The 24,334-nt window shown below is 34.0% G+C and carries 22 protein-coding genes, 1 tRNA gene and 1 pseudogene; 15 read left to right on the top strand and 9 right to left on the bottom strand.

All coding sequences use genetic code 11. From position 1 onward, the window contains the following. Positions 1–161: 161 nt before the first annotated feature. Complete coding sequence (locus BHU33_RS03965; protein WP_078775173.1) at positions 162–761, top strand: DUF1541 domain-containing protein; 600 nt, start codon at positions 162–164, stop codon at positions 759–761. A gap of 52 nt (positions 762–813) precedes the next feature. On the opposite strand, the pseudogene BHU33_RS03960 reads toward BHU33_RS03965, so the two are convergent. The 3 genes and pseudogenes from BHU33_RS03960 to BHU33_RS03950 form a co-directional block, all read right to left on the bottom strand. Beyond that, a pseudogene (locus BHU33_RS03960) lies at positions 814–2,579 on the bottom strand (ABC transporter ATP-binding protein). Beyond that, entirely contained in the window at positions 2,579–4,303 is a 1,725-nt protein-coding gene (locus tag BHU33_RS03955) for an ABC transporter ATP-binding protein (protein WP_054645934.1), read from the bottom strand. Before BHU33_RS03955 ends, BHU33_RS03960 begins: the two are co-directional and overlap by 1 nt. A gap of 169 nt (positions 4,304–4,472) precedes the next feature. Next, positions 4,473–5,831, bottom strand: coding sequence for an MFS transporter (locus BHU33_RS03950; protein ID WP_054645935.1), 1,359 nt, complete (start codon positions 5,829–5,831; stop codon positions 4,473–4,475). A gap of 339 nt (positions 5,832–6,170) precedes the next feature. Between BHU33_RS03950 and BHU33_RS03945 the strand changes: the two genes are divergently transcribed. Then, positions 6,171–6,497, top strand: a complete 327-nt coding sequence (locus BHU33_RS03945; protein WP_054645936.1) for a YrdB family protein — start codon at positions 6,171–6,173, stop codon at positions 6,495–6,497. An 89-nt stretch (positions 6,498–6,586) separates the two neighbouring features. On the opposite strand, the gene BHU33_RS03940 is transcribed toward BHU33_RS03945, so the two are convergent. The 4 genes from BHU33_RS03940 to BHU33_RS03925 all read right to left on the bottom strand — a co-directional run bounded on the left by BHU33_RS03940 (position 6,587) and on the right by BHU33_RS03925 (position 8,062). Then, the gene (locus tag BHU33_RS03940; protein ID WP_054645937.1) at positions 6,587–7,177 is read right to left on the bottom strand and encodes a type 1 glutamine amidotransferase family protein; all 591 of its coding nucleotides are present in this window, start codon (positions 7,175–7,177) and stop codon (positions 6,587–6,589) included. Between the two features lie 110 nt (positions 7,178–7,287). Next, on the bottom strand, positions 7,288–7,581 hold the full coding sequence (locus BHU33_RS03935; RefSeq protein ID WP_054645938.1) for an ArsR/SmtB family transcription factor: 294 nt from the start codon (positions 7,579–7,581) through the stop codon (positions 7,288–7,290). Between the two features lie 35 nt (positions 7,582–7,616). Further along, a tRNA-Arg gene (locus tag BHU33_RS03930) sits at positions 7,617–7,688 on the bottom strand. A gap of 44 nt (positions 7,689–7,732) precedes the next feature. Beyond that, entirely contained in the window at positions 7,733–8,062 is a 330-nt protein-coding gene (locus BHU33_RS03925) for a hypothetical protein (protein ID WP_054645939.1), read from the bottom strand. Positions 8,063–8,162: 100 nt separating this feature from the next. Here BHU33_RS03925 and BHU33_RS03920 point away from each other — a divergent pair, with 100 nt between their 5' ends. Together BHU33_RS03920 and BHU33_RS03915 are read left to right on the top strand one after the other, a co-directional pair. Further along, positions 8,163–9,989, top strand: coding sequence for an FAD/NAD(P)-binding protein (locus tag BHU33_RS03920; protein WP_056997706.1), 1,827 nt, complete (start codon positions 8,163–8,165; stop codon positions 9,987–9,989). A gap of 62 nt (positions 9,990–10,051) precedes the next feature. Then, complete coding sequence (locus BHU33_RS03915; protein WP_054645942.1) at positions 10,052–10,252, top strand: LBP_cg2779 family protein; 201 nt, start codon at positions 10,052–10,054, stop codon at positions 10,250–10,252. A gap of 59 nt (positions 10,253–10,311) precedes the next feature. Here the strand turns inward: BHU33_RS03915 and BHU33_RS03910 are convergent, their stop codons facing one another. Further along, positions 10,312–11,481 carry a hypothetical protein gene (locus BHU33_RS03910; protein ID WP_054645943.1) on the bottom strand — a complete coding sequence of 390 codons (1,170 nt, stop codon included), beginning with the start codon at positions 11,479–11,481 and terminating at the stop codon, positions 10,312–10,314. 24 nt (positions 11,482–11,505) lie between these two features. Beyond that, positions 11,506–12,477 carry an asparaginase gene (locus BHU33_RS03905; RefSeq protein WP_054645944.1) on the bottom strand — a complete coding sequence of 324 codons (972 nt, stop codon included), beginning with the start codon at positions 12,475–12,477 and terminating at the stop codon, positions 11,506–11,508. Between the two features lie 138 nt (positions 12,478–12,615). Between BHU33_RS03905 and BHU33_RS07750 the strand changes: the two genes are divergently transcribed. From BHU33_RS07750 to BHU33_RS03850, 11 genes are all read left to right on the top strand, one after another. Next, positions 12,616–12,843 carry a hypothetical protein gene (locus BHU33_RS07750; RefSeq protein ID WP_318529183.1) on the top strand — a complete coding sequence of 76 codons (228 nt, stop codon included), beginning with the start codon at positions 12,616–12,618 and terminating at the stop codon, positions 12,841–12,843. Positions 12,844–13,040: 197 nt separating this feature from the next. Further along, entirely contained in the window at positions 13,041–13,382 is a 342-nt protein-coding gene (locus BHU33_RS03895) for a hypothetical protein (protein ID WP_054645945.1), read from the top strand. 51 nt (positions 13,383–13,433) lie between these two features. Beyond that, entirely contained in the window at positions 13,434–15,791 is a 2,358-nt protein-coding gene (locus BHU33_RS03890; protein WP_054645946.1) for an ATP-dependent DNA helicase, read from the top strand. 110 nt (positions 15,792–15,901) lie between these two features. After that, positions 15,902–16,348, top strand: a complete 447-nt coding sequence (locus BHU33_RS03885; protein WP_054645947.1) for a Fur family transcriptional regulator — start codon at positions 15,902–15,904, stop codon at positions 16,346–16,348. Positions 16,349–16,433: 85 nt separating this feature from the next. Then, on the top strand, positions 16,434–17,537 hold the full coding sequence (locus tag BHU33_RS03880; protein ID WP_054645948.1) for a DUF3290 family protein: 1,104 nt from the start codon (positions 16,434–16,436) through the stop codon (positions 17,535–17,537). 178 nt (positions 17,538–17,715) lie between these two features. Next, positions 17,716–18,408, top strand: coding sequence for a VIT1/CCC1 transporter family protein (locus tag BHU33_RS03875; protein WP_054645949.1), 693 nt, complete (start codon positions 17,716–17,718; stop codon positions 18,406–18,408). Between the two features lie 10 nt (positions 18,409–18,418). After that, a complete protein-coding gene (locus tag BHU33_RS03870) occupies positions 18,419–19,117 on the top strand; it encodes a VIT1/CCC1 transporter family protein (protein ID WP_054645950.1) in 699 nt (232 codons plus the stop codon). 193 nt (positions 19,118–19,310) lie between these two features. Next, positions 19,311–20,528 carry a quaternary amine ABC transporter ATP-binding protein gene (locus BHU33_RS03865; RefSeq protein WP_054645951.1) on the top strand — a complete coding sequence of 406 codons (1,218 nt, stop codon included), beginning with the start codon at positions 19,311–19,313 and terminating at the stop codon, positions 20,526–20,528. Beyond that, positions 20,521–21,399, top strand: a complete 879-nt coding sequence (locus tag BHU33_RS03860; protein WP_054645952.1) for an ABC transporter permease — start codon at positions 20,521–20,523, stop codon at positions 21,397–21,399. The genes BHU33_RS03865 and BHU33_RS03860 overlap by 8 nt, the downstream gene beginning before the upstream one ends. A gap of 15 nt (positions 21,400–21,414) precedes the next feature. Beyond that, positions 21,415–22,326 carry a glycine betaine ABC transporter substrate-binding protein gene (locus tag BHU33_RS03855; RefSeq protein ID WP_054645953.1) on the top strand — a complete coding sequence of 304 codons (912 nt, stop codon included), beginning with the start codon at positions 21,415–21,417 and terminating at the stop codon, positions 22,324–22,326. Between the two features lie 82 nt (positions 22,327–22,408). Continuing rightward, the gene (locus tag BHU33_RS03850) at positions 22,409–24,328 is read left to right on the top strand and encodes a M13 family metallopeptidase (RefSeq protein WP_054645954.1); all 1,920 of its coding nucleotides are present in this window, start codon (positions 22,409–22,411) and stop codon (positions 24,326–24,328) included. The last annotated feature ends 6 nt before the right edge of the window (positions 24,329–24,334 follow it).

The raw sequence follows: 24,334 nt of genomic DNA, 5'->3' as shown, positions 1-24,334 counted from the left end.
CAAGTTGTTTTTATGTTAAATTATTTGAATTTAGTTGTCAACTTAGATTTGATTATTTTAATAAATTCAAGCTATTTATTAATACATCTATGTAAATTGAGTTACAATAAACTTGGTTATGCAAAATATAATGATGCTTTAATTGAAAGGAAGCTCTATCAATGAAAAAAACTTTAACTGCTTTAACGACCGTTGCTGGATTACCTATTGCGTTAACTGGGGTCGGAATCAGCGCAAATGCTGCAACTAATAAATCTAATAATAACATGAATAGTGAAATGTCTAAGGATGGTTCAAAGAACGACTCAATGGATAATATGAATATGGATATGAAAATGAAACATAAAAATTCATTGCCAACTGATTTAAAGAAAGCAACGGATCCCAAATATAAAGTTGGATCAAGTGTAGAATTAACTGCTGATCATATGAATGGGATGAAAGATGCGACTGCTAAAGTAACTGGGGCATACGATAGCCCACTTTATGTAATTGATTACACTCCTACAAACGGCGGCAAAGAAGTTAAAAATCACAAATATGTCGTTAAAACCGAACTTAAAGGTGACAAAAAAAACTTTAAAAAAGGTGATAAAGTAACTGTAGAAGCAAACCATATGAAAGGTATGAAAGGTGCTAAAGGCACAATTGTCCAGGTTTGCAAAGGCCCCGCTTATGCTGTTACTTTTACCCCAACTAATGGTGGTAAAGAATACATTAACCACAAATGGTTAAGTCAAAACGAAATGGAAGCTAAATAATTTAATAGACAAAAAAGAGGATTCTGTACGCCAGAATCCTCTTTTTTGTCTATTAAATTGAAAATTGATCTCGATATAACTGAGCATAAAAGCCATTATTTTTTAATAATTCTGCATGGTTTCCACGTTCAATAATCTTTCCATCCTTAAGTACCACAATCTCATCTGCGTTTAAAATTGTTTTTAGACGATGGGCAATCACAAAACTGGTTCGTCCATCAATCACATTATCCATTGCTTTCTGTAACTTTTGTTCGGTCACCGTATCAACGTTAGATGTCGCTTCGTCTAAAACTAGTAATGATGGATTCGTTAGAATAGTTCGGTCAATACTAACCAACTGTTTCTGACCCGTGCTAAAAATAGAATTATCATTATCAATCTTAGTATCATAACCGTCAGGCAAACTCATAATATAATCATGAATATTGGCCTGCTTAGCCGCATCAATCATCTCATCATCAGAAGCTGCTGGCCTCCCAAATTTTATGTTATCACGAATTGTACCAGAAAATAAAACTGCTTCTTGTAGGACGACTCCAACTTGTTTACGCAAACTAGCTAAATCCAACTTTCGAACATCCGTTCCATCAAACGTAACTGATCCGGAATCTACATCATAAAAACGATTCAACAAATTAATGGTGGTTGTTTTTCCCGAACCAGTCGGACCTACCAATGCTACCATTTTTCCTTTTGTCGCTTTCATTGAAATTCCATGCAAAATTTCATGATCTTGATTATAACCAAAGTGAACGTTATTAAATGCAACATCGTGTTTGATCCCAGTTATCTTTTTACCATCTTTGGGACTAATTTCAGATTGTTGGGTTAACAATGAATTAATCCGTTTAGCTCCTGTCATTGCAAGCTGCAACATATTATACTGTGATGAAATTTGTGTAATTGGTTGATAAAATTGGGATGAATATTGCACAAATACCACAATCAATCCTAAAGCAACTACTCGATTACCACCAGAGTGCAAAGCTAACCACCCACCAAAAAAGATTACCACGGCTGTATTAATTAACGACATTCCCTGTAACAATGGAAATAAAATTCCTGAAAAGACTTGCCCTTTATAAGTCGCTTCTTTAACTTTATTATTTTCGTCTACAAACCCGGCAATCGTTTCATCTTGAAGTCCATTCGTGATAATTATTTTTTGACCATTGATTTTTTCATTAATATACCCATTTAGTTTGCCAACTTCGGCTTGTTGTAAATTAACATAGTAACGTGCTTTTTAATAAAATAAGTAATCAACAACAGTGAAATTGGGACCGTTGACATCGTTACCAATGCCATTGGAACACTTTCTTTAAACATCATAAAAATGATTGCAAAAAATAAAATAATATTTGCCATAATTGAGCCCATAGCCTCATTCATGGCATTCGTAATATTATCAATATCAGAAGTAAAACGACTTAAAATGTCACCGTCAGAATGCGTATCAAAAAATCTGATTGGCAAAGTTTGTAGTTTAGCAAACAGACTAATTCTCATTTTATTGGTCGCATATCCCGTCACACGGTTTAACAACCAGTTATATGAAAAGGTAGCACAGGTTGAAAGAAAAAAGAAAATTCCTAACAAAGTTACAACATGTACAAATTTACTTTTATCGTTAACTCCTTTATTAAGTTCAATGGCATAATTAGCTAATTCAGAAATCGCTTTTCCCATATATAATGGGGCAATCACCTGCATCGCAGTCGCAAAAATCACTAAGATAACACTCAAAAAGAAGAAAAGCTTGTATGGTTTTAAATAATGATAGAAAAATTTAACTGCTGTTTTAAAATCCTGCATTACTGATCTCCTTTCTCTTGTTTTCCTTTTTGCGTTTGATAAATTTCTTGATAGATTGAATTATTAGCTAATAATTCTTGATGAGTTCCAAACCCAACTAACTTTCCTTTATCCAATACTAGAATTCGATCTGCGTTAATTACAGAAGAAATTTTTTCTGAAATAATAAACGTGGTCGTATGATTCATTTTTTTATCTAATGCTTCTTTAACTAGTTTTTCTGATTTGGCATCCAAGGCACTAGTCGAATCATCCAAAATTAGCACACTCGGATTTCCAATCACACCCCGCGTAATCGATAATCGTTGTTTCTGTCCTCCTGAAAAGTTACTACTACGTTCTTCCACTGGAGCTGCAAAACCTTGTTCCCGAGTATCAATAAATTCACTAGCTTGGGCAATATCACTAGCACGTTTCATTTCTGTTTCATTAGCATCGCGTTTTCCCTGCCGTAAATTATCTGCAATCGTACCTGAAAACAAAATCGGACGCTGTAAAACATAGGCCACTGCATTACGTAAACTAGTTTCGTTAACGTCCTGTACATTAACTCCACCGACTTTGACAATTCCCTTAGTTGCATCGAAAATTCTCGGAATTAACTGGGCGAGCGTGGTTTTTCCAGAACCAGTTGCTCCAACTATTCCAATCCTTTCACCTGGATTTACCTGAAAAGAAATATTTTTAAGGGTTGGTTTTGTTTCATCAGGATATACAAACGAAACATTGTCAAACTCTACTGCTCCATCAAGTTTTTGAATTGGTTTATCAGGGTATTTTAACATTGGGTTAGTATCCATAATTTCTTTAATTCTACCTAAAGAAACAACAGCCCGGCTGGCCATCATTGACATCATACCGCCAATAATCAAAGCCATCATAATCTGCATTAAATAATTGGTAAACGAGGTAATGGCACCTACTACATAAGGATTAGCACGCACCAAATCACCCGCAAAATAAATGGATACAACAATTGCCATATTAGCTACTAACATAAACAATGGCATTAACATTGAAAAAACATTTCCTACTAAGATGTTTTCATGCATTAATTGATCGCTCGTATTCGCAAATCCTTGCGTCTGTCTTTTTTCTTGAACGAATGACTTTACTACCCGAATGCCCATCAAATTTTCTTTAGCTAATTCATTAACTTTATCGATTAGACGCTGAATCTTTTTAAAGTGCTTTCCCATTACCCCAAAAGAAAAGAACGTAATACAGCCAATAATGATGACCAGCAAGATAATGACCCACCACAATTGGGGAATCGTAACCATTGCTAAAATAAAACTACCAATAAATAATAACGGAATTCGAACCAAAGATTGTAATAAAATCATAATCAAGTTTTGAATTTGATTAATATCATTAGTTAATCGCACCACTAAATTTCCACTGGAAAATTGTTCGATGTTACCAAAAGAAAATGTTTGAATTTTACGAAACGCCGCTTCCCGAATCTCAGCTGCCATTCCTTGTGCAACCTTAGCCGACATAATCGTATTAATAACACCTGCAATTAAACCAATCACAGCAATCGTAATTAACCAGAAGCCAATTCCCATAATTTTGTTGGATTCTTGCTTCATAATCGCATTAATAATACTTTGCAATAACTTTGGCTGCCAAAGAGTGGCTAACACCATCAAAGCCGCTGCCAGCACTGCAAATATAATTGAAACATGAAACTTCTTACTGGCATTTTTTAAAATCGTCATCTTATCATTCCTTTCAGGTCATTAAGAGCCCCTAGAATTAGCCTAGGGGCTCTGATTATTTATCGAATTGAGTAATGTGATTAAGTATAATGAAAAAACAAAAAGAGAGCAACAATTCTGTCGTTCTCTCAATGAATAATTTAATAAATCAATTTACATCTAGAAACTGTCATCTTTTAAAACGAATACAGAAAAACATTCCAATAAATGAAACAATTGCCGAACTTAACATAGCTGCTTTAAATCCGTTAGCAAACAATAATGTTGAAATGATTCCCCCAAATTTATAGAACACAATTACTGCAATTGCAGTACCGACTGCTCCACCTAAAAGACGAAACACATTATAAATTCCAGATGCTTTCCCGATTTCTTGTTTATTAACAGCATCAAGAACTGCCTTTTGTAAAGCAGGACCAGCCATTGATAGCCCTGCTCCAGAAATTATTAATGGAATTACCATTACCGCGTAAGATGTTTGTGCTGTAACAAAAATTGCTAATAAGAGATATCCTAATCCCTGTAATAACAAACCCAAAATGGCAATAATTTTCTCACCAAATCTATCAACTGCTTTACCAGCAAAGGGAGCTACTACTACCAAAGTCCCAGTCCAGGGTAATATCTTCAATCCTGCTCCTAAAGCATTGTTATGAGCAACGGTTTGTAAAAACTGGGGTAGGAAAAATACGACTCCATACATTGAAGCATACAACATAAAGGTTGCAATATTACCACCTGAAAAAATCCTAGATTTAAATAAATTCAAAGGAATCATGGGATATTTTTCATGGTGTTGTCTGATGATAAACCAAATCCCAATTAAAATACTGAACGCACCAATTGCTAAAGGAAGCATGATATTTTTAGAGGTCGTGATTTCAGTTAAAGATAAAATCATCGTAGCAAAACTAATAATTACTAATAAAGCATCTAAAGGCTTAATTGGACTACTTGAACCTTTGCTCTCAGGTAGAAATTTATTTGATAAAAAGATTGTTACAATTCCAATAGGAACATTAATCCAAAAAATCCATTGCCAAGATAATTGAGAAACAATCAAGCCACCTAATGATGGACCAATAATTAATGCCAATCCACCGATTCCACTCCAAATTCCTAGAGCTTTCCCTCTTTCTGCATCAGGAATTGAATTAGTTAAAATCGCCATTGACATCGGGGTCATTACCGAAGCACCAACACCTTGAATAATTCTAGCGGTAATTAACATACCAATATTGGGGGATAACGCACATAATACTGATCCAATAGTAAACACCAAAATCCCTAAATTATATATCTTTCTTCTACCATACTTTTCTCCAAGCGCAACTCCCACTAACAGTACCGCTGCGATTGTAATATTGTAAGCATTTAGCGCCCACTGCAGCATATCAACTGAAATATGGAAATCACTTCTAATTGCAGTGGAAGCAGTAGTAACAATCATGGAATCCATCATGGACATAAAGAAGCCCAGTGAAGTTAAAATTAAAATCCATTTTGGATTATATTTTCTCTTTGTCATTATTTCCCCTTTTTAAAATATTCAGCAGCAAGATAGTTCAAATGTTTTTGTACTATTTTAGACTAACACGGTATTTTAAAATTAACAAGAAAATAAAAAGATTGAATATATATTTTTGCTATAATTTTATCTTTCATAACTTTTATATTTAACTATGTTATTATCATTATAAAAATAGAGGTGCCATACATGAAATATTTTATTTTTTTATGGGAATTAGTATGTATTTGTTTATGGATTATATACGGACACCGTGAGTTATGGATAAAAATAATTGGAATTATCTTTATAATTGCATGTTCTCAATTTGCTCATATTATTTTTAAGGTTAGGTAGACAATGATAATAAAAAATTTAAATGATATTGTTAGATTTTTATTTTGTGAATTATTTACAATTTGCTTGATTGTAAAAGTTGGAATAAATATTCATTCTTTAAGTATTGGCCTAATTTTACCAGTAGTGATTTTTATTTACTGGGGTATGTTAATGGCCCCAAAATCAGAACATCGATTAAATGACTTTGGAAGAATTTGTAGTGAATTAGTTATTTTCGGTGGTACTGGAATATTAACGTATTTATTCATTTCAAAAACACTAGGTATTATTTATTTAGTCATTGCATTAATTAACACTATCTTAGACCACACGCTAACTTCAATTTAGAATAATAGTTAAAGCAAAACAAAAATCATATCAGAGCATATTAACGTTTAATTGCTCTGATATGATTTTTTTATACCAACTTAATTTAATTATTTATATGGATTACCGTATTTTTCACAATATTCATAAAATCCTAATCGATATAATTCTACGCTTTCATGAATTTTTTCTGGAGTATTAAATTTAACAGCTTGTAAAACCAATTCAGTAAAATCTAATGGTGCAGTACCATTGGCAGTTACTAAATTACGGTCTTTTATAACTTGTTTTTCATAAAAATCGTTAGAATTAATATAATTTTTATAATCGTTCCAAAAAAACTGAGCATTTCCAGTATGTTTATAATTTGTTAGAAGACCATTTTTGGCTAAAAAATCAACAGCTCCACAAATTGCACCAACGATAACATTATCAGACAATGCCTTTTTGATGATATCTACTAATTTATCATTTTTTAAATTCCAAGAATTTCCCCCAATTAAAATTAATAAATCAAAATTAGGAAGAATTTGGTCAATTGACATATCCACTAATGTTGTAAAACCACCAATAGATTTTACTGTTTTATTCACAGATGCATTTTTAACTTGCCAATTACTATCTTGATTTAATTGACTAGAAAGATAAGCACCTTCCCAATCAGCATAGTCATTTAAAATAATGAATAATGCTTTTTTCATATGTTGGCTCCTTTGATAGTTACATAACAATATTAAACTTGATTTTTCAAATGCAAAAAAGACAATAATTATAAAAATGAAACTAAAAGTTAGTTTCTAACTTTATATTTTCACAAATTATTCCAAAAATTAGTAACATATTTTTCAAAAGTATCTGGATTTAATTTGATATATTTTTCTCTAGCATCCTTACGGGTCGTAATCAAACCAGCTTTTTCCAAAATCTTAAAATGATAAGATCCAGAGGTTTTACTAATCTTCATCACTTTCCCAATTTCTCCACAAGTTATTTCTGCCTTAATTTCCTTTAAATATTTAATAATATCTATCCGCAATGGATCAGATAATGCTTTAAAAACAGAACTAAGTTGTCTTTTATCGTTTTCATTAAATGTATGATTCACAACTTTTCCCTTTCGTTAAATCGACTCACTACTTATGCGCCCCCTCGGAATCGAACCGAGATCATGAGGACCGAAATCTCATGTGCTATCCATTACACTAAGGGCGCCTGTTACTATTAACTTTAATAAATATTCTATCTAATTACAACTACTATCTACCGCCAACCACTTTATTAGCAACGTATTCTAAGTCAAGCGTCATTTTAAAAGCATTATTCTTAAATTCATCTACCAAGCTAGTTGCTTTAGTTTGATATGTTCCCAAATGCTTACCAGTAATACTAACAATTTCGAGCGTTTGCTGATTAACAGCTTTGACTGAATCGTAATGTCCTTCTTCAGCAGCATCAAGATAAGTTTGCAATAAATCTTGAACAGTTTGATAAATTAACTCATCCTCAGTTATTTGATGGCCTTTTTGCTGCATTTCGGCCAATAAAACATGAACTTGTTCCATTGTTTCAGGAATTCCCGTTCCCATCTATATCCCTCCCACACCATAAAATTTTCATCTCCATTATAAACATAAGTGAGATTCGTTTGCCACTATGCTACAGTGGACTAGAAAGGAAGTCTTAAACATGAATATTAGTATTATTGGAGCTGGACCTCGCGGCTTAATTATCGCTGCTAATCTTATTCAAAAAGCTCATACAACTAACAAACTTCAAATTGATCTTTATGATCCATATCCAATCGGCGGACGAGTTTGGCAAACAAATCAGTCATTAGCGCTGATTATGAACTCGTCAGCTCAACTTATTACATTATTTAATGACTTCGGTCAAACCAGTTTAACTGGTCCAACTTTTTATGAATGGTCGCAAAGCAAAGCTGCGGTTGAATTTATAAAAAATCATGATTATGAAAATGATTTTCTAGCAGCTATTAAAAATTTAAAACCAAATGATTATGCTCCGCGGGCTCTTTTTGGCGTTTATGCTCAATGGTTTTACAATCAGTTAAAAGATAATCTTCCTCAAAATATTAAACTTAATTTTCATCATGAAAAAGTAATCGGTGTTCAAAAAATTGATGGCAAATTTAAACTTACTACCGAAACAAATACGGTTACAACTGATTCATTAGTTTTAAGCACTGGTAATTCTACTAATCAACTTTCAAAAGATGAAATTTCATTAAAAAATTATGCACAAAAAAATAAATTACAATATTTTATACCCACTTATCCTGCTGAAGCTAACTTTACAAAAATTCGGCCACGTGAAAAAGTAATCATTCGCGGAATGGGATTATCATTTTTTTATTATTTAACTGAATTAACCATCGAAAGAGGCGGAAGTTATACTGAAAATCATGATGGCTCTTTAACATACCATCCATCTGGCCGTGAGCCACAAATTTATGCGGGCTCGCGACGTGGAGTTCCTTATTATCCCAAGGCACTTAACCAGCAAAAAGTGGGAGAAAATCGTCCCAATGTCTTTTTAAATCAAAATACAATTCAACAATATATGATCAATGGAAAGTTACCGTTTAAAAAATTTGTTGAATTATTAAAAGCAGAAATCGAATATTTATATTATCCCTTATTAATTATCGAAAAATATCCACAAGATAATGCTGAAGCATTTGCCAGTGGATTTTTAAAATCAGATGACCGAGCTACTTTCATCGGTAACTATCACTTTAAAAATGAAGATATTTTGGACTGGAATCTCATTTTAAATCCCGTTGCTGGCGTTTCGATTTCAACAATTGAAAGCTATCAAAAAATTATTTTGCAATGGATGGAACTAATTATCAATGATGCCAAGTTGGGCACAAAAACGGCTCCTGTAACTGGTGCTTTGTCAAAAATAGTTGATTTACGTACTACCATTCAAAAAATAGTTACCCAACATTTATTGACTGATGATGAGTATGTTACTAAATTCTTACAACTATTTAATTCATTTTCTGGTTTTCTCACTGCTGGTCCTCCCTTGTTACGTTATCGGCAATTACAAGCCCTGATGAAAGCAAATATTGTTACAATTTTAGGGCCACAATTACAAGTTATTGGAGCCAATCAAAAGTTTATTGCGCGGTCTAAATTATATCCAAAGGAAATTTTTCAATGTAATGCTTTAATTGAAGCACGAGTTCCAAAACCTAATCTTGAAAAAACTACCAATCCGTTGCTAATTGACTTACGAAATCAGGGATTGATAACCGCTCATTTATTTCATTTGTCTGACGGTCAACAAACTGCTAGCTCGGCCGTGGATGTCGATTTAATGACTTATCAGGCCATTAACAAAATCGGTAAAATAGAACCACAGTTATTCATCTGGGGAGTTCCATTGCAGGGACTAGAATGGCTAACTACCAGTCTTCCACATGCTTTATCTGATGATCATAATTTTGCTGTTTCTGACATCATTACTCATCAAATTCTAAAATAAGTTTATAAAAATGAAGTTAATTTACGTTATAATGAAATCAAAGAGTGTTTAGGAGGAAAAGAATGGCTTATATCGACGAAGATTTCAGTAAAATTGCTACTGATTTAATCAAGTACGAAGAAAAACACGATATTGATGATAACCAAATGGCAGTTAATTTACACATGACAGTCGAACGTTATCACGCAATTAAAAGCATGTGGGATAAACCGAACCCTGATGAAGTTAAGTTCATCAAAGAATTTTTAATTCATAACAAATAAAAAGTGAAAAATTCTGAAATAATTCAGAATTTTTCACTTTTTTTAAATAATTAAACTCACTAATTAATTCCCATGATACGTTTTCTTGCTAAGACTGCTTCCAAATAATCAAACGCAATTTCATCAATCTCGCTAATATTCATCCGCTTCCGTTTTGTGGCATATGGATTATTTTTATCAATATACCGAAGCGAAATACGATCTGATCCAATCTTAAATGGAACGCCAAAATAACTTTCTCCATCTTTGGTTTTAATCCGTAAAAAACGTTTAAAAACCATTGCTTGGTTTAACAAAGCTTCAAACATATTAACAGAATCATCAAAACTGCGCTCATCATTTAAAATCGGTTGTTTATAAGTATTGTTGGCTAAATTAAGCGAGACAAAATGATTAATAAGTCGTAGATAATCGCTTTTAAGCACCAACTCGCCAATTTCATCAAGTCGGATTAACTCATAACCGCCAAACTGACCGTTCATATCAACGACAGAAAAAATAACAGCCTCTGCATTTACCGCTTTAACTTGACCAATGAAAAAAAGTTCTGGATTAATTTTAGGAATCATTATAATACGACGTCCGCTTTCCATCGCTCTTTGCAAGCTAGCATAAATCTGCAACTGTTCGTTAACCTCAACCGTTTTAATGTGATTAGTAAGCAAAAGCTTTTTAGACTTGCTCAGCAGATTTAATTCCAAACCTAAAAATTCAATAGAACGAACTTCAGATTTTAAAACATCCGCGTGTCCTCCATTACTGCTATCAAATTTATCAAAAGTTGACAACTGCACCTGACGCTTGCCTAGCGAAGTTACGAATCCCTCCATCATCGTTCCGTTATTCTTAATCAATAAAATAGGTTGCTGATAGACAAACGCATTCCCTAAAACCTGCGTTAACAAGTCTACTTTTTGGTTTAATTTAATTTCAGCTGGCTTAGTTCCAATTAAATCTAACTTTTGGGCAGCTCCAATTCGAGCTTCCATTTTAGTGATATCTTCACTATAAAAATCAACATCAGAAATATCTTCAAAAGTTAAATATGCCAACCCATTGGCTAATCCGTCCTCAGTATACGTAGTTAAAATCACGCCCTGATTATCAAGTGCAATCACCATTCCGGTGTAAAAAATTGACGAATTACCCTGAATCACATTAACTAAAGTATGATTTTGGAGCGAATCATGTAAATTTTTAATTAGTTCACTACTTTGATAATTATTCATTATTATTTATTTCCCCCGATTCTATTAGGAAATTGCGTTGGACATATATTCCTTTAACTGGTTGCCGGTTTTACCTGCACTAAGTCCAACAATTAATTTGATTCGTGCTTTCGGACCATTCAAATTTTCACTAAAGGTAATCCCCATTTGTTGAAGTCTGACTCCTCCACCTTCGTAAGCATAGACTGGTTGGGCATATCCCATAAAACAACGTGATACCAAAATCACAGGAATCTTGTGCTGAAGCATCTTTTCAATGGCTGGAACTGTCTTTGGCGGTAAATTCCCAGCTCCCATCGCTTCAATCACAACTCCTTTAGTATCATAGTTATCAATCGCTTTAAAGAATGTCTCAGTCATTCCAGTATAAGTTTTTAAAAGGTAAACTGGCTCAATCACATGGTCGATATCAGTTGTTGCCGATCCAATTAGTTCTTGGACGAAATTTACCCGACCGTGTTCAACTGTTCCTAAAGCCCCATAAACGGGTGCTTTAAACGTATCTACACTGGTAGTGTGAGTTTTAGTAACATAACGTGCTGCATAAATTGCAGCGTTAAAAACTACTAATACACCTTTATGTTTAGACTTGTCTGAAGCTGCCACTTGAATAGCAGACTTAAAATTAAAAAATCCATCTGATCCGATTTCATTTGAAGACCGCATTGCTCCTGTTACTACCACTGGAATATCACTAGGAAGTGTTAAATCAAGAAAGTAAGCAGTTTCCTCCAATGAATCAGTCCCGTGGGTCACTACCACTCCATCAATGCCATCTTCAATTGCCTTTTGAATGCGATTTTTTACTTGTAGCATAATTTGCGGCGTCATATGAGGTGATGGTAAATTAAATAATTCTTCATTAATTACATTAATATTCGTTAATCCCGAAATTTCATTGCTAATTGGGTTCTGTGCGTTGGGAACGACTGCACCACCTTCATCTTGTGACATCGAAATAGTACCGCCTGTATGAATTGCTAAAATATTTTTCATAGTATCTTGTTGCTCCTAAACTCGTAAAATAGTCATATTCTATGGTATCACATCCGCCATTGAGATAATGCTTTTACGCTAAATTGGTTTCATTTATTATCCATCTCGCCTATACTACTAATACGAGGTATTTAAATCATGTCTAATAATGAAAAAAGATACTATCAGCCCACAGATTCAAAAGATGCCATGCGGGAAGTTCAAAAGTTGTTCAATCTGTATTGTAATGAACCGCTTAATAATGAATTAGTTCAGTACCATTTAAAATTACAAAATCAAGTCAAAACTAACATTTTACCTGCTGCTGAGCAAGAAAAGATTCCTAGCCGAGTAACATCTGCACGAAGTATTATTACTACTATGTAAGAATGGCTCAAACTTAGATTAGCTGGAAAACCATATAATGGTAAAATGAAACATTTTCACTTTGTCAGCAACGACGAGAAGTTAAGGTATAAACGACACAGCATCAAAGTCAAAGGCAACCATAACCTTCGTAGTAGTCGTCATTAGTGCTATCATTTAGATCCAAAATATTTTAAAATAATCATGAGGTGAAACGAATGTCTAAAAAAAAGCTGGAACGCCAAGAACGTGAAAAAATTGCGATTGACATGAATGATTTCTTAATTAAGTATGCTGAATCAATCCTAGGCCCCAAACCCGATTTAGCCCAACAACTTTATGAAGCCGGAAAAAATGATTTAACTGGTCTTGATAAATTATTAGAAGATGATGGTTATGGTCGTAAAAATCAGTATGAAAACTTAGCTCAAGGTTTTATTTGCGATTTTTATCATATCGAACCTGAAGACGGGCAACAAGAAAAAGCAGAACTAGCTAGAGAAGCAATTAATTATCTAGGAAAAAATGCCAACAAATTCAATCAATGGGCTGAAGAGTAAAGCAACTTTCTGAGTTGCTTTTTTTCTTTGTCATTAATCAAGGAGGTGTAAATAGTGAACAAGATAGGAGTGTGCGACCTAGTCGGCTTCATTTTGCGAAGTGGTGATTTGGCTACCAGTCTTAGTAGTATGAACACAGCTCAAACTGGTTCTCGTATTCATCGAAAACTACAAAGGAAGCAGTCAAGCGACTATCAGGCAGAATTTTATTTAGAAAAAGCGGCCCAAATTAATGGTCATGAATTTTTAATCCACGGTCGTGCTGATGGAGTAATTCTTAGAGACCAAACCGCTACAATTGAAGAAATTAAAACATCTGATATCGAATTCAAAGATATTCCTGAAAATAAATTAACCCTGTACTGGGGTCAAGCACAAACCTATGCTTATTTACTAATGAACAGCCATCCAGAATTAGATGAAGTTAAATTACATCTAACTTATGTTCAAACTCCTGATGAAATTGTTACGAAAACTGAAAAAACAATCAGTAAGACTGAAGCTACAAAATTTTTTAATCAATTAGTTAGTGATTATGAAGAGTGGCTCCAGTTGCAAGATCAGTTAAATGCGGAAAAAGTTACTTCAACTACTCAACTAACCTTTCCTTTTGGAAAATATCGAGCTGGGCAACATGAATTAGCTGCCGCGGTTTACAAATCAGCCTTACTTAACAAACACCTGTTTGCAGAAGCTCCTACTGGAACGGGAAAAACCATTTCTACTCTATTTCCTGCAGTCAAAGTATTAGCAACTGAAAAAATTAAACGGATTTTCTATCTAACTGCTAAGCAAAGTACGCGACGGGTAGCCGAAGAAGCAATTGGTCTCATGAGCAATAATGGTTTAAAAATTCGAAGTATCACGTTAACTGCCAAAGATAAAATCAAATTTCCAGAAGAACAAGAGGTTGCTCCAGAAGAAAATCCTTATATGATTGGATATTATGATCGGTTAAAGCCAGCCTTAAAAGATCTTTTGTTAAATAATCATCAAATTAATCGCGCTGTAATTGAAAAATATGCACGCCAATATACCCTTGATCCATTTGAATTTTCATTAGATGCTAGTTTATTTTGTGATATCATCATTGGCGATTATAATCATTTATTTGATCCAAAGGTCCACTTACAACGTTTTTTTGAAATTGAAAATAAGGAAAATTTTTATTTAATTGATGAAGCACATAACCTAGTAGATCGTTCACGAGAGATGTATTCTGCTAACTTATCTAATTCTGCAATTACCGACTTGCTATCTTTGTTACATAAAGACAATGAAAACGATCAACCAGTAATCACTAAACTGCGCAGTCTTCAAAGAAATTTCAAAAGAATTGCAAAACCACTTCTGGAGGAACAACAAACCGAACGCGATTATTTGGAAACGGACGAAAAATTCACTAAGTCAATCACAAATTTAGTTCAAGTTTTGCGGAAATGGCTCGCAAAACAGACTCCAGGTGATGTTACCGACAAAATACTTGATTTTTTCTTTCAATGTACAACTTATTTAAAAATTGATGAATATTTTGGTCCTAATTTTAAATTCAGAGTGTTACTTAATAAGAATCAAATTACTGTTCGCTTATTCTGTATGGATCCCAGTCCTTTTATTGCCGATACTCTTAATTTAGGTGGCGGTGCCGTTTTATTTTCTGCTACCCTATCGCCTATGAAATACTACACAAAAGTATTAGGTGACGAGCCAGAAAGTTTGAAATATCAATTACCATCACCATTTGATACTAAGCACCAAAAAATCATCATTACTTCCTACATTGATACAACATATAATAATCGTGAACAAAGTCTCGATAAAATCATTAGTTCAATCTATGACCTCATTAAAGAAAAAAAAGGTAATTATTTAATTTTTGCACCATCAAATGTATACTTAGAAATGGTTTATGATGCTTTTAAAACTAAATTTCCGGAAATAAATACTATTTGTCAAAAACCCAATATGGATGACGAACAACGAACTAAGTTTCTACAAACATTTAATCAACCACAACAACAACCAGTCGTTGGATTCGCATTGCTTGGAGGACTTTTTTCGGAAGGAATTGATTTAGTTGGTGATAAATTAATCGGCGTTGGCATTGTTGGCGTTGGTTTGCCTGGCTTAAACACAGAAACTAATTTAATTCGAGATTATTTTGATGCAGATAATGGTCATGGTTTTGAATATGCCTATCAGTTACCTGGATTAAATAATGTCTTTCAAGCTGCAGGACGTTTAATTCGTGGATATCAGGATCAAGGGATCATTTTACTAATGGATCGAAGATTTACACAACGACGTTATACCGAATTATTTCCTCCAACTTGGCGCAATTATCAAATTGCACACAATCTCACCGAACTTCAAAATGAAATCAAAAATTTCTGGAAATCAGATTCATAGTGTTTATTATTTGAAATTTATGCCTATATAGGAATATACTGTAATATACTAATAGGTTGTACTATAGTGAATTGTGATTTAAAAAATACGTTTAGAATAGAGGTGTCATTATGACAGACAAACGTTATGAAAATGCAATGAACCGTTTGAAAGAAAACAATGTTCGGATTACACCACAACGTCAAATTATCTTAAAATATATGATTGAAACTGATGAACATCCTTCCGTTGAAACTATCTTTCATATTTTGGAAAAAACATTTCCTAACTTAAGCATGGCAACTGTTTACAACAATTTGAGATTATTCAAAAAGTTAAATCTTATCATTGAAATGCCTAGCGTTGATGGTGGTTATCGTTATGATTTTTACGATCATCCTCATTTTCATGCTACCTGCGATAATTGTAATAAGATTATTGATGTTGATGATCCCGAATTTCCAGAAATTGATAAACATTTACAAGAAGCTGCTAGTAAAGATGGGTTTAAACCGACTGTTACTAGTGTTGAAGTCCATGGGATTTGTAAAGAATGTCAAGAAAAAGAAGCCAAATAAACAAAAAATACTCGCAACCAATGTTTTAGTTGTGGGTATTTTTTGATTACATACAAAATTCAATCTTAATATTGAGGTGTATATCTTGAATTTATATTCATATGATTATTTAAAACACAATTACAACATTACTAACCAGCTTTTTATAGGTTTAATGGCCTTAATTTTCTTTATTATCATCGTGGTTGGTTTATTTTACTATCGAAATCGTAATAACCCCCGCTTTAGAAATCTTTTTATCCTAGTATCTCTTTCCGGGGCGTTAGTGATTGCCATTCAAACTGGTCAGACTGTGCAGGTACTAAAAAAGATTGCTGATCAAAAGCACGTTTCGGTAGATGATGTATATGCCAGTAGTAACGCTTTAAATGACGGAATGACAGTTCAGATTGGCAAAAAATATTATGTAGTTAATTTCAATAATGATCAATCAAATTACAATCTAAAAGAAACTCAGTTAGTAAATCCCCCTAAGCATGTTAATAAGGCTCAATTTAACTTTGGGTTTGGCGGAACAGATAGTAATGGCGTCGATTATGGTTCGATTGCTCTGAAATTTATTGTCGGATTAATTATGGTAGTATTACAAATTAATTTATCCGGGAAAGGTAATCTAGCTCCTTCCAATGCACTTGACCAACTTCAGAATTATATTCTTGGTGGAATAATCGGAGGAATTATTTATAATTCACAAATTACCGTTCTGCAATTTGTTGTCATTCTTTTGATTTGGTCCGTAATTGTCTTTACAATCAAATTTTTAACCGGTCAGAGTAATTCGATTAATAAATTGATCAACGGGACACCGCAAGTTTTAATTTTGGATGGGAAAGTAAATGTAACTCGTGCTTTAAATACCGGCGTAAATGCTAATGAGCTAGCTTTTAAGCTTAGAACTGATGGAGTTAGTAATTTTCGCGATGTTAAAAATGCAACTCTAGAACAAAATGGTCAGCTGACTGTTACTACTTTTAAAGATCAAGCGATTAATTATCCAATTATTGCCGATGGTCAAATTAACAAATTGGTGATGGAACGAGCTGGAATCACTGAACCACAACTAGTTGAAATGCTTAAAAAACAGCATACTATCATTCCGGATGTTTATTTAGCTCAACTAAACAACGGAAAACTAAATGTAGTTAAATATCCCATGAAATCTAGAATTCTTCGAAAATTTAAAAGATAAGAACTGTTCATATTCTATACTGCCTCATAAAGATTAGACAAAAATCTAATTTTTATGGGGTATTTTTTTACTATAAATTAAATTTAATCTAATTAACTATTTACTTTCGTTATATTTTTGGGTAAAATATAACTGTTACGATTTTATAATAATTATAGATAAGGAAGGCTCGATTATTATGCAAAAAAAACATAAATTTTCGTTAGCTCAAAAAATAAATGTTCTGCGGGCAAGTGTCATGGGCGCAAATGATGGTATTCTCTCAATCGCAGGGATAGTATTAGGGGTTGCCGGAGCTTCGACCAGTCATTGGGCAATCTTGGTTTCTGGATTAGCTGGAATGCTTGCCGGAACGGTTTCCATGGCAATGGGAGAATACGTTTCGGTTAGTAGTCAAAAAGACTCTGAAAATCAGGCCATCGAAACTGTTAAAGAACAATTAAAAACAAATTATCAAAAAGAATTTGATTTTGTTCAAAATAAATACGTGGCAACTGGAATGAACCCTAAATTAGCTCATAAAGCTACCACTGAAATGATGGGTGAAAATGCTTTAACTACTACTGTTCGAGAACGTTATTCATTTGATCCCAGTAAATTTACCAGTCCTTATGCGGCAGCAATTGCCTCAATGATCTCATTTCCACTCGGATCATTATTACCACTCGTTTCAATCTTTGTCGGACCACAAAGTCTACATATTATTACGACTTTTATCGCTGTGATTATTGCTTTAGCAATCACTGGTTATCTGGCTGCCATCCTTAGTCAGGCTAACCGAGTTCGGGCAGTATTACGAAATGTGATTTCTGGAATCGTTACTATGTCAGTAACTTACCTCATTGGATTTTTAATTGGAATGGTTGCTTAGGAGAGAAAAAATGATTTTTAAAAAACATAAAAAACAGACTTTAGATGAAAAATTAAATAATTTGCGAGCTGGTGTGCTTGGATCTAATGACGGAATTTTAACTGTTGTTGGAGTATTATTTTCCGTTGGAGTTGCTACTACGAACCCCTTCACCATTTTCATTGCCGGTTTATCCGACTTACTAGCCTGTGCTTTTTCAATGGCTGGTGGTAAATATGCTTCTGTTAGTTCCCAACGCGATACTGAAGAATCAGCAGTGGCTAGAGAAGCGCAACTTTTAAAAACTGACTTTTCCGGTGAACGTCAAGATGTCATTGATTATTATATGAAACGAGGAATTTCTCAAGAAACCTCAACTGAAATTGCGGACGACTTATTAACAAAAAATCCATTACAAACCATGGTATCAGTTAAATATGATTTAGAGATAGGCAAATACATGAGTCCCTGGAGCGCAGCTTTTTCTTCACTAGTGTCTGCCGCTGCTGGTGGAACCCTTCCCTTGCTGGCAATGACATTGTTGCCTGCTGAATTAAAATGGAGTGGCACAATTGTAGCTGTTATCATTGCCGTTGCATTAACCGGATTTTTAAGTGCCAAACTTGGAAACGGAATGGTCAAAGTTGCAATTATTAGAAACGTGATTGTTGGAATTTTAACGATGTTTATTCACTACTTCGTCGGAATTATTTTCGGTCATTATTTCTAAATTAATTAACTAAAATTTAATAAATATTAATTGTGAAAAACCTATATACCATAGGCATTTACAACTATAAAACCCCGTATGACGTGTTTTATAAGGTTTAAGTTGTTTGACAAAAGCGACTATATCTTGTTATGTTGTTATAGTGGGTTTTTTATTTTTTTACAATTTACCCGAAAATGAAAGGAGAAGTTCTGTGACTGAAAAGAATGAAAAGATTAAAGTGGACCATTTAACTAAAATATTTGGCTCACAAATCAACAAAGCACAAGAGCTCTTATCTGAAGGAAAAAGTAAAGCCGAAATTCTTGCTCAAACAGGGAGTAATGTTGGAGTTGACGATGCCAACTTTACCATTAATGATAATGAAATTTTCGTTATCATGGGTCTCTCGGGATCTGGTAAGTCAACCCTTTTGAGAATGTTTAACCGTTTAATCGAACCAACTTCAGGAACGATTTTTGTAGATGGTGAAAACATTATGCAACTTGATAAAAAAGGGTTGCTTGAGTTACGAAGAAAAAAGATGAGCATGGTTTTTCAAGACTTTGCCCTCTTACCTAATCGTACAATTATTGAAAATGCAGCTTTTGGACTTGAAGTTCAAGGGGTTGCCAAAACAGAACGTGATAAAAAAGCACATGAATCACTCGAAATGGTTGGTTTAAAGGGATATGACAATAGTTATCCAAATGAATTATCTGGAGGAATGCAACAACGAGTTGGATTAGCTCGTGCCATTACCAATGATCCAGATATTTTGTTAATGGATGAAGCTTTCTCAGCCCTTGATCCACTTAATCGACGTGAAATGCAAAATGAACTTCTTGAATTACAACATAAATTACATAAAACCATCATTTTTATTAGTCATGATTTAAACGAAGCATTGAGAATTGGTGATCGAATTCTAATGATGCATGATGGAGATGTAGTTCAAATTGCTACTCCAGAAGATTTACTAACACATCCTAAAAATGATTATGTTAAGAAATTTATTGAAAATGTTGATCGTTCTAAGATTCTTACCGCTGGTAATATAATGGTCAAACCTAACACAATTAACATTGAAAAGGATGGACCTAAATTAGCATTACGTCGCATGAATCAAGATCAAATATCAAGTATTTTCGTCGTTGATAATGATAAACATTTCTTGGGCTTAATTGATGCCGATGATGTTAGCGATTTGATTAAAAACAATGAAAGAGATTTGCACAAAATCCTTAATACTAATGTTCCTACCACTAGCTCCGATACTGCCATCGCTGAATTATTCGCTCAAATTTCAAAATCTCCAGTTCCATTTGCAGTAATCGATGATGAAAAACACTTAGAAGGAATTATCCTGAGAAGTACTTTATTAGAAGCAATTTCTTCTAATACTAGTGAAGGAGGCAATGATAATGAATAACTTATTTGCAATCTTAAGCGGGATTCCCGCTATTCCGCTTGCTAAGTGGATTAATTCATTTGTAGCATGGTTAACTGGTTTTGCTGGCTTTTTCAATGCTTTAACTGCCGGAATTGGTGCCATTTTAGATGCCATTCAATGGGTATTAGACTTATTCCCTGCTTGGTTATTTATCATTCTGATTTTAATTTTAACTTGGTTTATTCTACGTAAAACTAAACACTGGGGCTCCATGTTATTTGAACTTCTTGGTTTAGCTTTAATTTGGAATCAAGGCTACTGGCACGATATGACTCAAACGCTTACTTTAGTATTAGCAACTAGTTTAATTATTATTGTAATCGGTGTTCCCCTTGGAATTTGGATGGCTAAAAGCCACACTGTTAACGTGATTATTAGACCAATTCTTTCCTTCATGCAGACGATGCCAGCCTTCGTCTATTTAATTCCTGCAGTTGCTTTATTTGGAATTGGAATGGTACCAGGAGTAGTTGCTTCTGTAATCTTTTCCCTTCCCCCAATTGTAAGTATGACCTGTTTAGGGATTCAACAAGTCCCTGCTGACTTAAATGAAGCCGCAGTTTCATTTGGTTGTACTACTTGGCAAAAATTATTCAAGGTTGAGTTGCCACTTGCTAAAGCAACTATCATTTCTGGAATTAACCAAGGAATGATGCTTGCGCTTTCAATGGTAGTTATTGCTTCTATGATTGGTACAATGGGACTTGGTTCATTAGTTTACTTTGCCGTAGGTAGAAATGATGCCGGAGCTGGTTTTGCAGCCGGAATTGCCATCGTTATCTTAGCAATCATTCTTGATCGTCTCTCTGAAGGACTAAGCGGCAGTAATCAAAACAAAAAAGACAACTAAGGGGGTTCTACATTTATGAAAAATAAATTTACTAAATATATTGTAGGAATCTTAACTTTAGGCGTCTTGGCAATTACCTTGTCAGCTTGTAGCGTAACTCCCCAAAAGTACAGTCCTAACAAAAGTGTTGGACCCCAGGTTCATTACACGATTACAGGAATTGATGCCGGAGCTGGTATTATGGCTTCAACGCAAAAAGTACTCCCTGCTTATGGATTAAAACAGGAAAATTGGCAACTCCAAGCTAGTTCTACAGCTGCAATGTGTAGTCAATTGCAGAAATCAATCAAATATAAACAGCCGATTGTGATAACTGCTTGGCAGCCACATTGGATGTTTAAAAAATATCCAATTAAATTTTTAAAAGATCCTAAAAATGTTTATGGTAAATCAGAAAAGATTGATACTGTTGCTCGCAAAGGTTTTGCCAAAGAAAATCCAGGAGCTTACAAATTCTTTAAGCAATTCCACTGGAATTCCGACATGATGAGCGACATTATGTATAAGAACTTTAAAGGTGAAAATCCACAAAAGACCGCTAGAGAATTTATCAAAGACCATCCTAAACAAGTTAAAGAATGGACTAAAGGGGTTCCCGACGGTCATGGTAAACAAGTTCGAATGACTTATGTAACTTGGGATGATGCAATTGCCTCAACTAATGTAACTTCCCAAATTTTAAAAGATAAAGGCTATAACGTCACTACTAGTGCAATGGAAGCACAACCAGCTTGGTCTTCCATTGCTAGAGGATCAGCAGATGTAACCACCTCTGCATGGTTACCAGTTACCTCTGGTCCACTTTACAAGAAATTTAAAAATAAAGTTGAGATTGTGACCACAAACTGTCCTGGTGCCAAAGTTGGATTAGCAGTTCCAAAATACATGAAGAATGTTAACTCAATTGAAGATCTCAGAAATAAATAACAATTAAGCTTCGTAAAAGTTACTTTTACGAGGCTTTTTTGATACCATTTAACTATGAACTTAATTTAGAAAGGAAAATCATATGACAAATAAACAATTTCCAATTAATACAGATGAAATTAAAGATAATATCTACGATGCTGTCAATGGTGCTTGGACTAAACAAGCTACTATTCCTGCTGATCATTCTTCAGTTGGTGGGTTTATGGATTTAGTTGACGACATTGAAAAAACTCTAATGAAAGACTCTGAAGAGCTTAAAAACGGAACGTTAGAAGCAAATACTCCAGAGTTAAAGGAATACGTCAAATTTTATAAAATGGCTAATAACTTCAAAAAACGTGACTCAGAAGGTGCTGCTTCTGTAAAGCCAATCATTGAACGGATTATCAACTTAAAAGACTTTAATGATCTTAATGATCAGTTGCCAGATTGGATTCTTTCTGGGCTACCAACTCCATTTTCATTAGATCTTGATCCAGATATGAAGAACGCTAAAGTAAATGCACTTTTTGCTAGCGGACCTTCCCTTTTCATGCCAGATAAAACCTATTATGAAAAAGGAAATCAAGCTTTTCAGCAGTTGATGCCAATTTTTACTGAGATGAGTAGTAAATTACTACAAATGGTCGGTTATAATGAGAATGATGCCAACAAAATTGTTGTAAATGCTAAAAAATTTGATCAATTAATTGCTCCAAACGTTAAATCTGCTGAAGAAGCTGCTGATTACAGTAAAATGTATAATCCAGAAACAACCGATGAACTCGCTAGTTCAACGTCCGTTCTTAATTTAAAGGCTGCTATTAATCAGTTAGTTGGTGCGGTACCTGATAAAATAATTGTAACCGAACCACAATATTTCCAACATTTAGCTGAATTATTATCAGCTAATAATTTTCAATTAATGAAAGATTGGATGTTAGTTAAGGTTGTTAATCGCTTCAGCGGAACCTTATCAGAAGATTTTAGACAAGTTGGGGACACTTATAGTCGCGCCTTGTCAGGTAAAGAAGAGGCTATGAAACCTGAAAAAGCAGCATTTTATCTAGCTTCTGGAACTTTTGACCAAGTTGTAGGCGATTACTATGGTAAAAAATACTTTGGAGAAAAAGCTAAAGCTGATGTCCATCACATGGTTGAAAAAATGATTGGCGTTTATAAAGATCGACTTTCTCAAAACGAATGGCTAAGTCCTGATACTAAAAAAATGGCAATCAAAAAATTAAGCACCCTTGGAATTCAAGTCGGATATCCAGAAAAGATTACTCCAATTTACAGTAAATTTAAAACCAATGAAAATGAATCGATTTTAGCAAACCTGCTCAACTTTAGTAAGATTGCTAACCAAGACATGTTTTCTAAGTGGAATAAACCTGTGGAACGTGAACGTTGGGAAATGAGTGCAAATACAGTCAACGCTTACTATCATCCATTTAAAAATATTATTGTTTTCCCAGCAGCCATCTTACAAGCACCATTTTACAGTCTTAACCAATCATCAAGTGCTAACTATGGCGGGATTGGTGCAGTAATCGCTCATGAAATTTCACATGCTTTCGATAATAATGGATCCTTATTTGATGAATTTGGTAACTTAAATAACTGGTGGAGTAAAGAAGATCATCAGCATTTTACTGAATTAGCCCAAAAAATGATTAAAGAATTCGATGGAATTCCTTTTGCTGGCGGAAAAGTTAATGGTAAACTAACGGTGTCAGAAAATATCGCTGATGCAGGTGGTCTTAGTTGTGCTGAAGCAGCTGCCAAACAAGAACCCGACGCTGATTTAAATGAATTTTTCATTAATTGGACTCGCATTTGGCGTATGAAAGCACGTATGGAATATCAACAATTATTATTGTCAATTGATGTACATGCCCCTGCTGCACTTAGAGCATCCGTACAAGTTAAAAATTTGGATGATTTTTATTCGACATTCGATGTGACTGACACAGACAAGATGTACTTAGACCCTGCTGACCGAGTACAAATTTGGTAAAAAAGG

The organism is Fructilactobacillus lindneri DSM 20690 = JCM 11027, from assembly GCF_002907375.1.
Taxonomy (GTDB): Bacteria; Bacillota; Bacilli; order Lactobacillales; family Lactobacillaceae; genus Fructilactobacillus; species Fructilactobacillus lindneri.
Note: the sequence above shows the minus strand (reverse complement) of the source record. Positions and strands in the feature narration are given on the sequence as shown.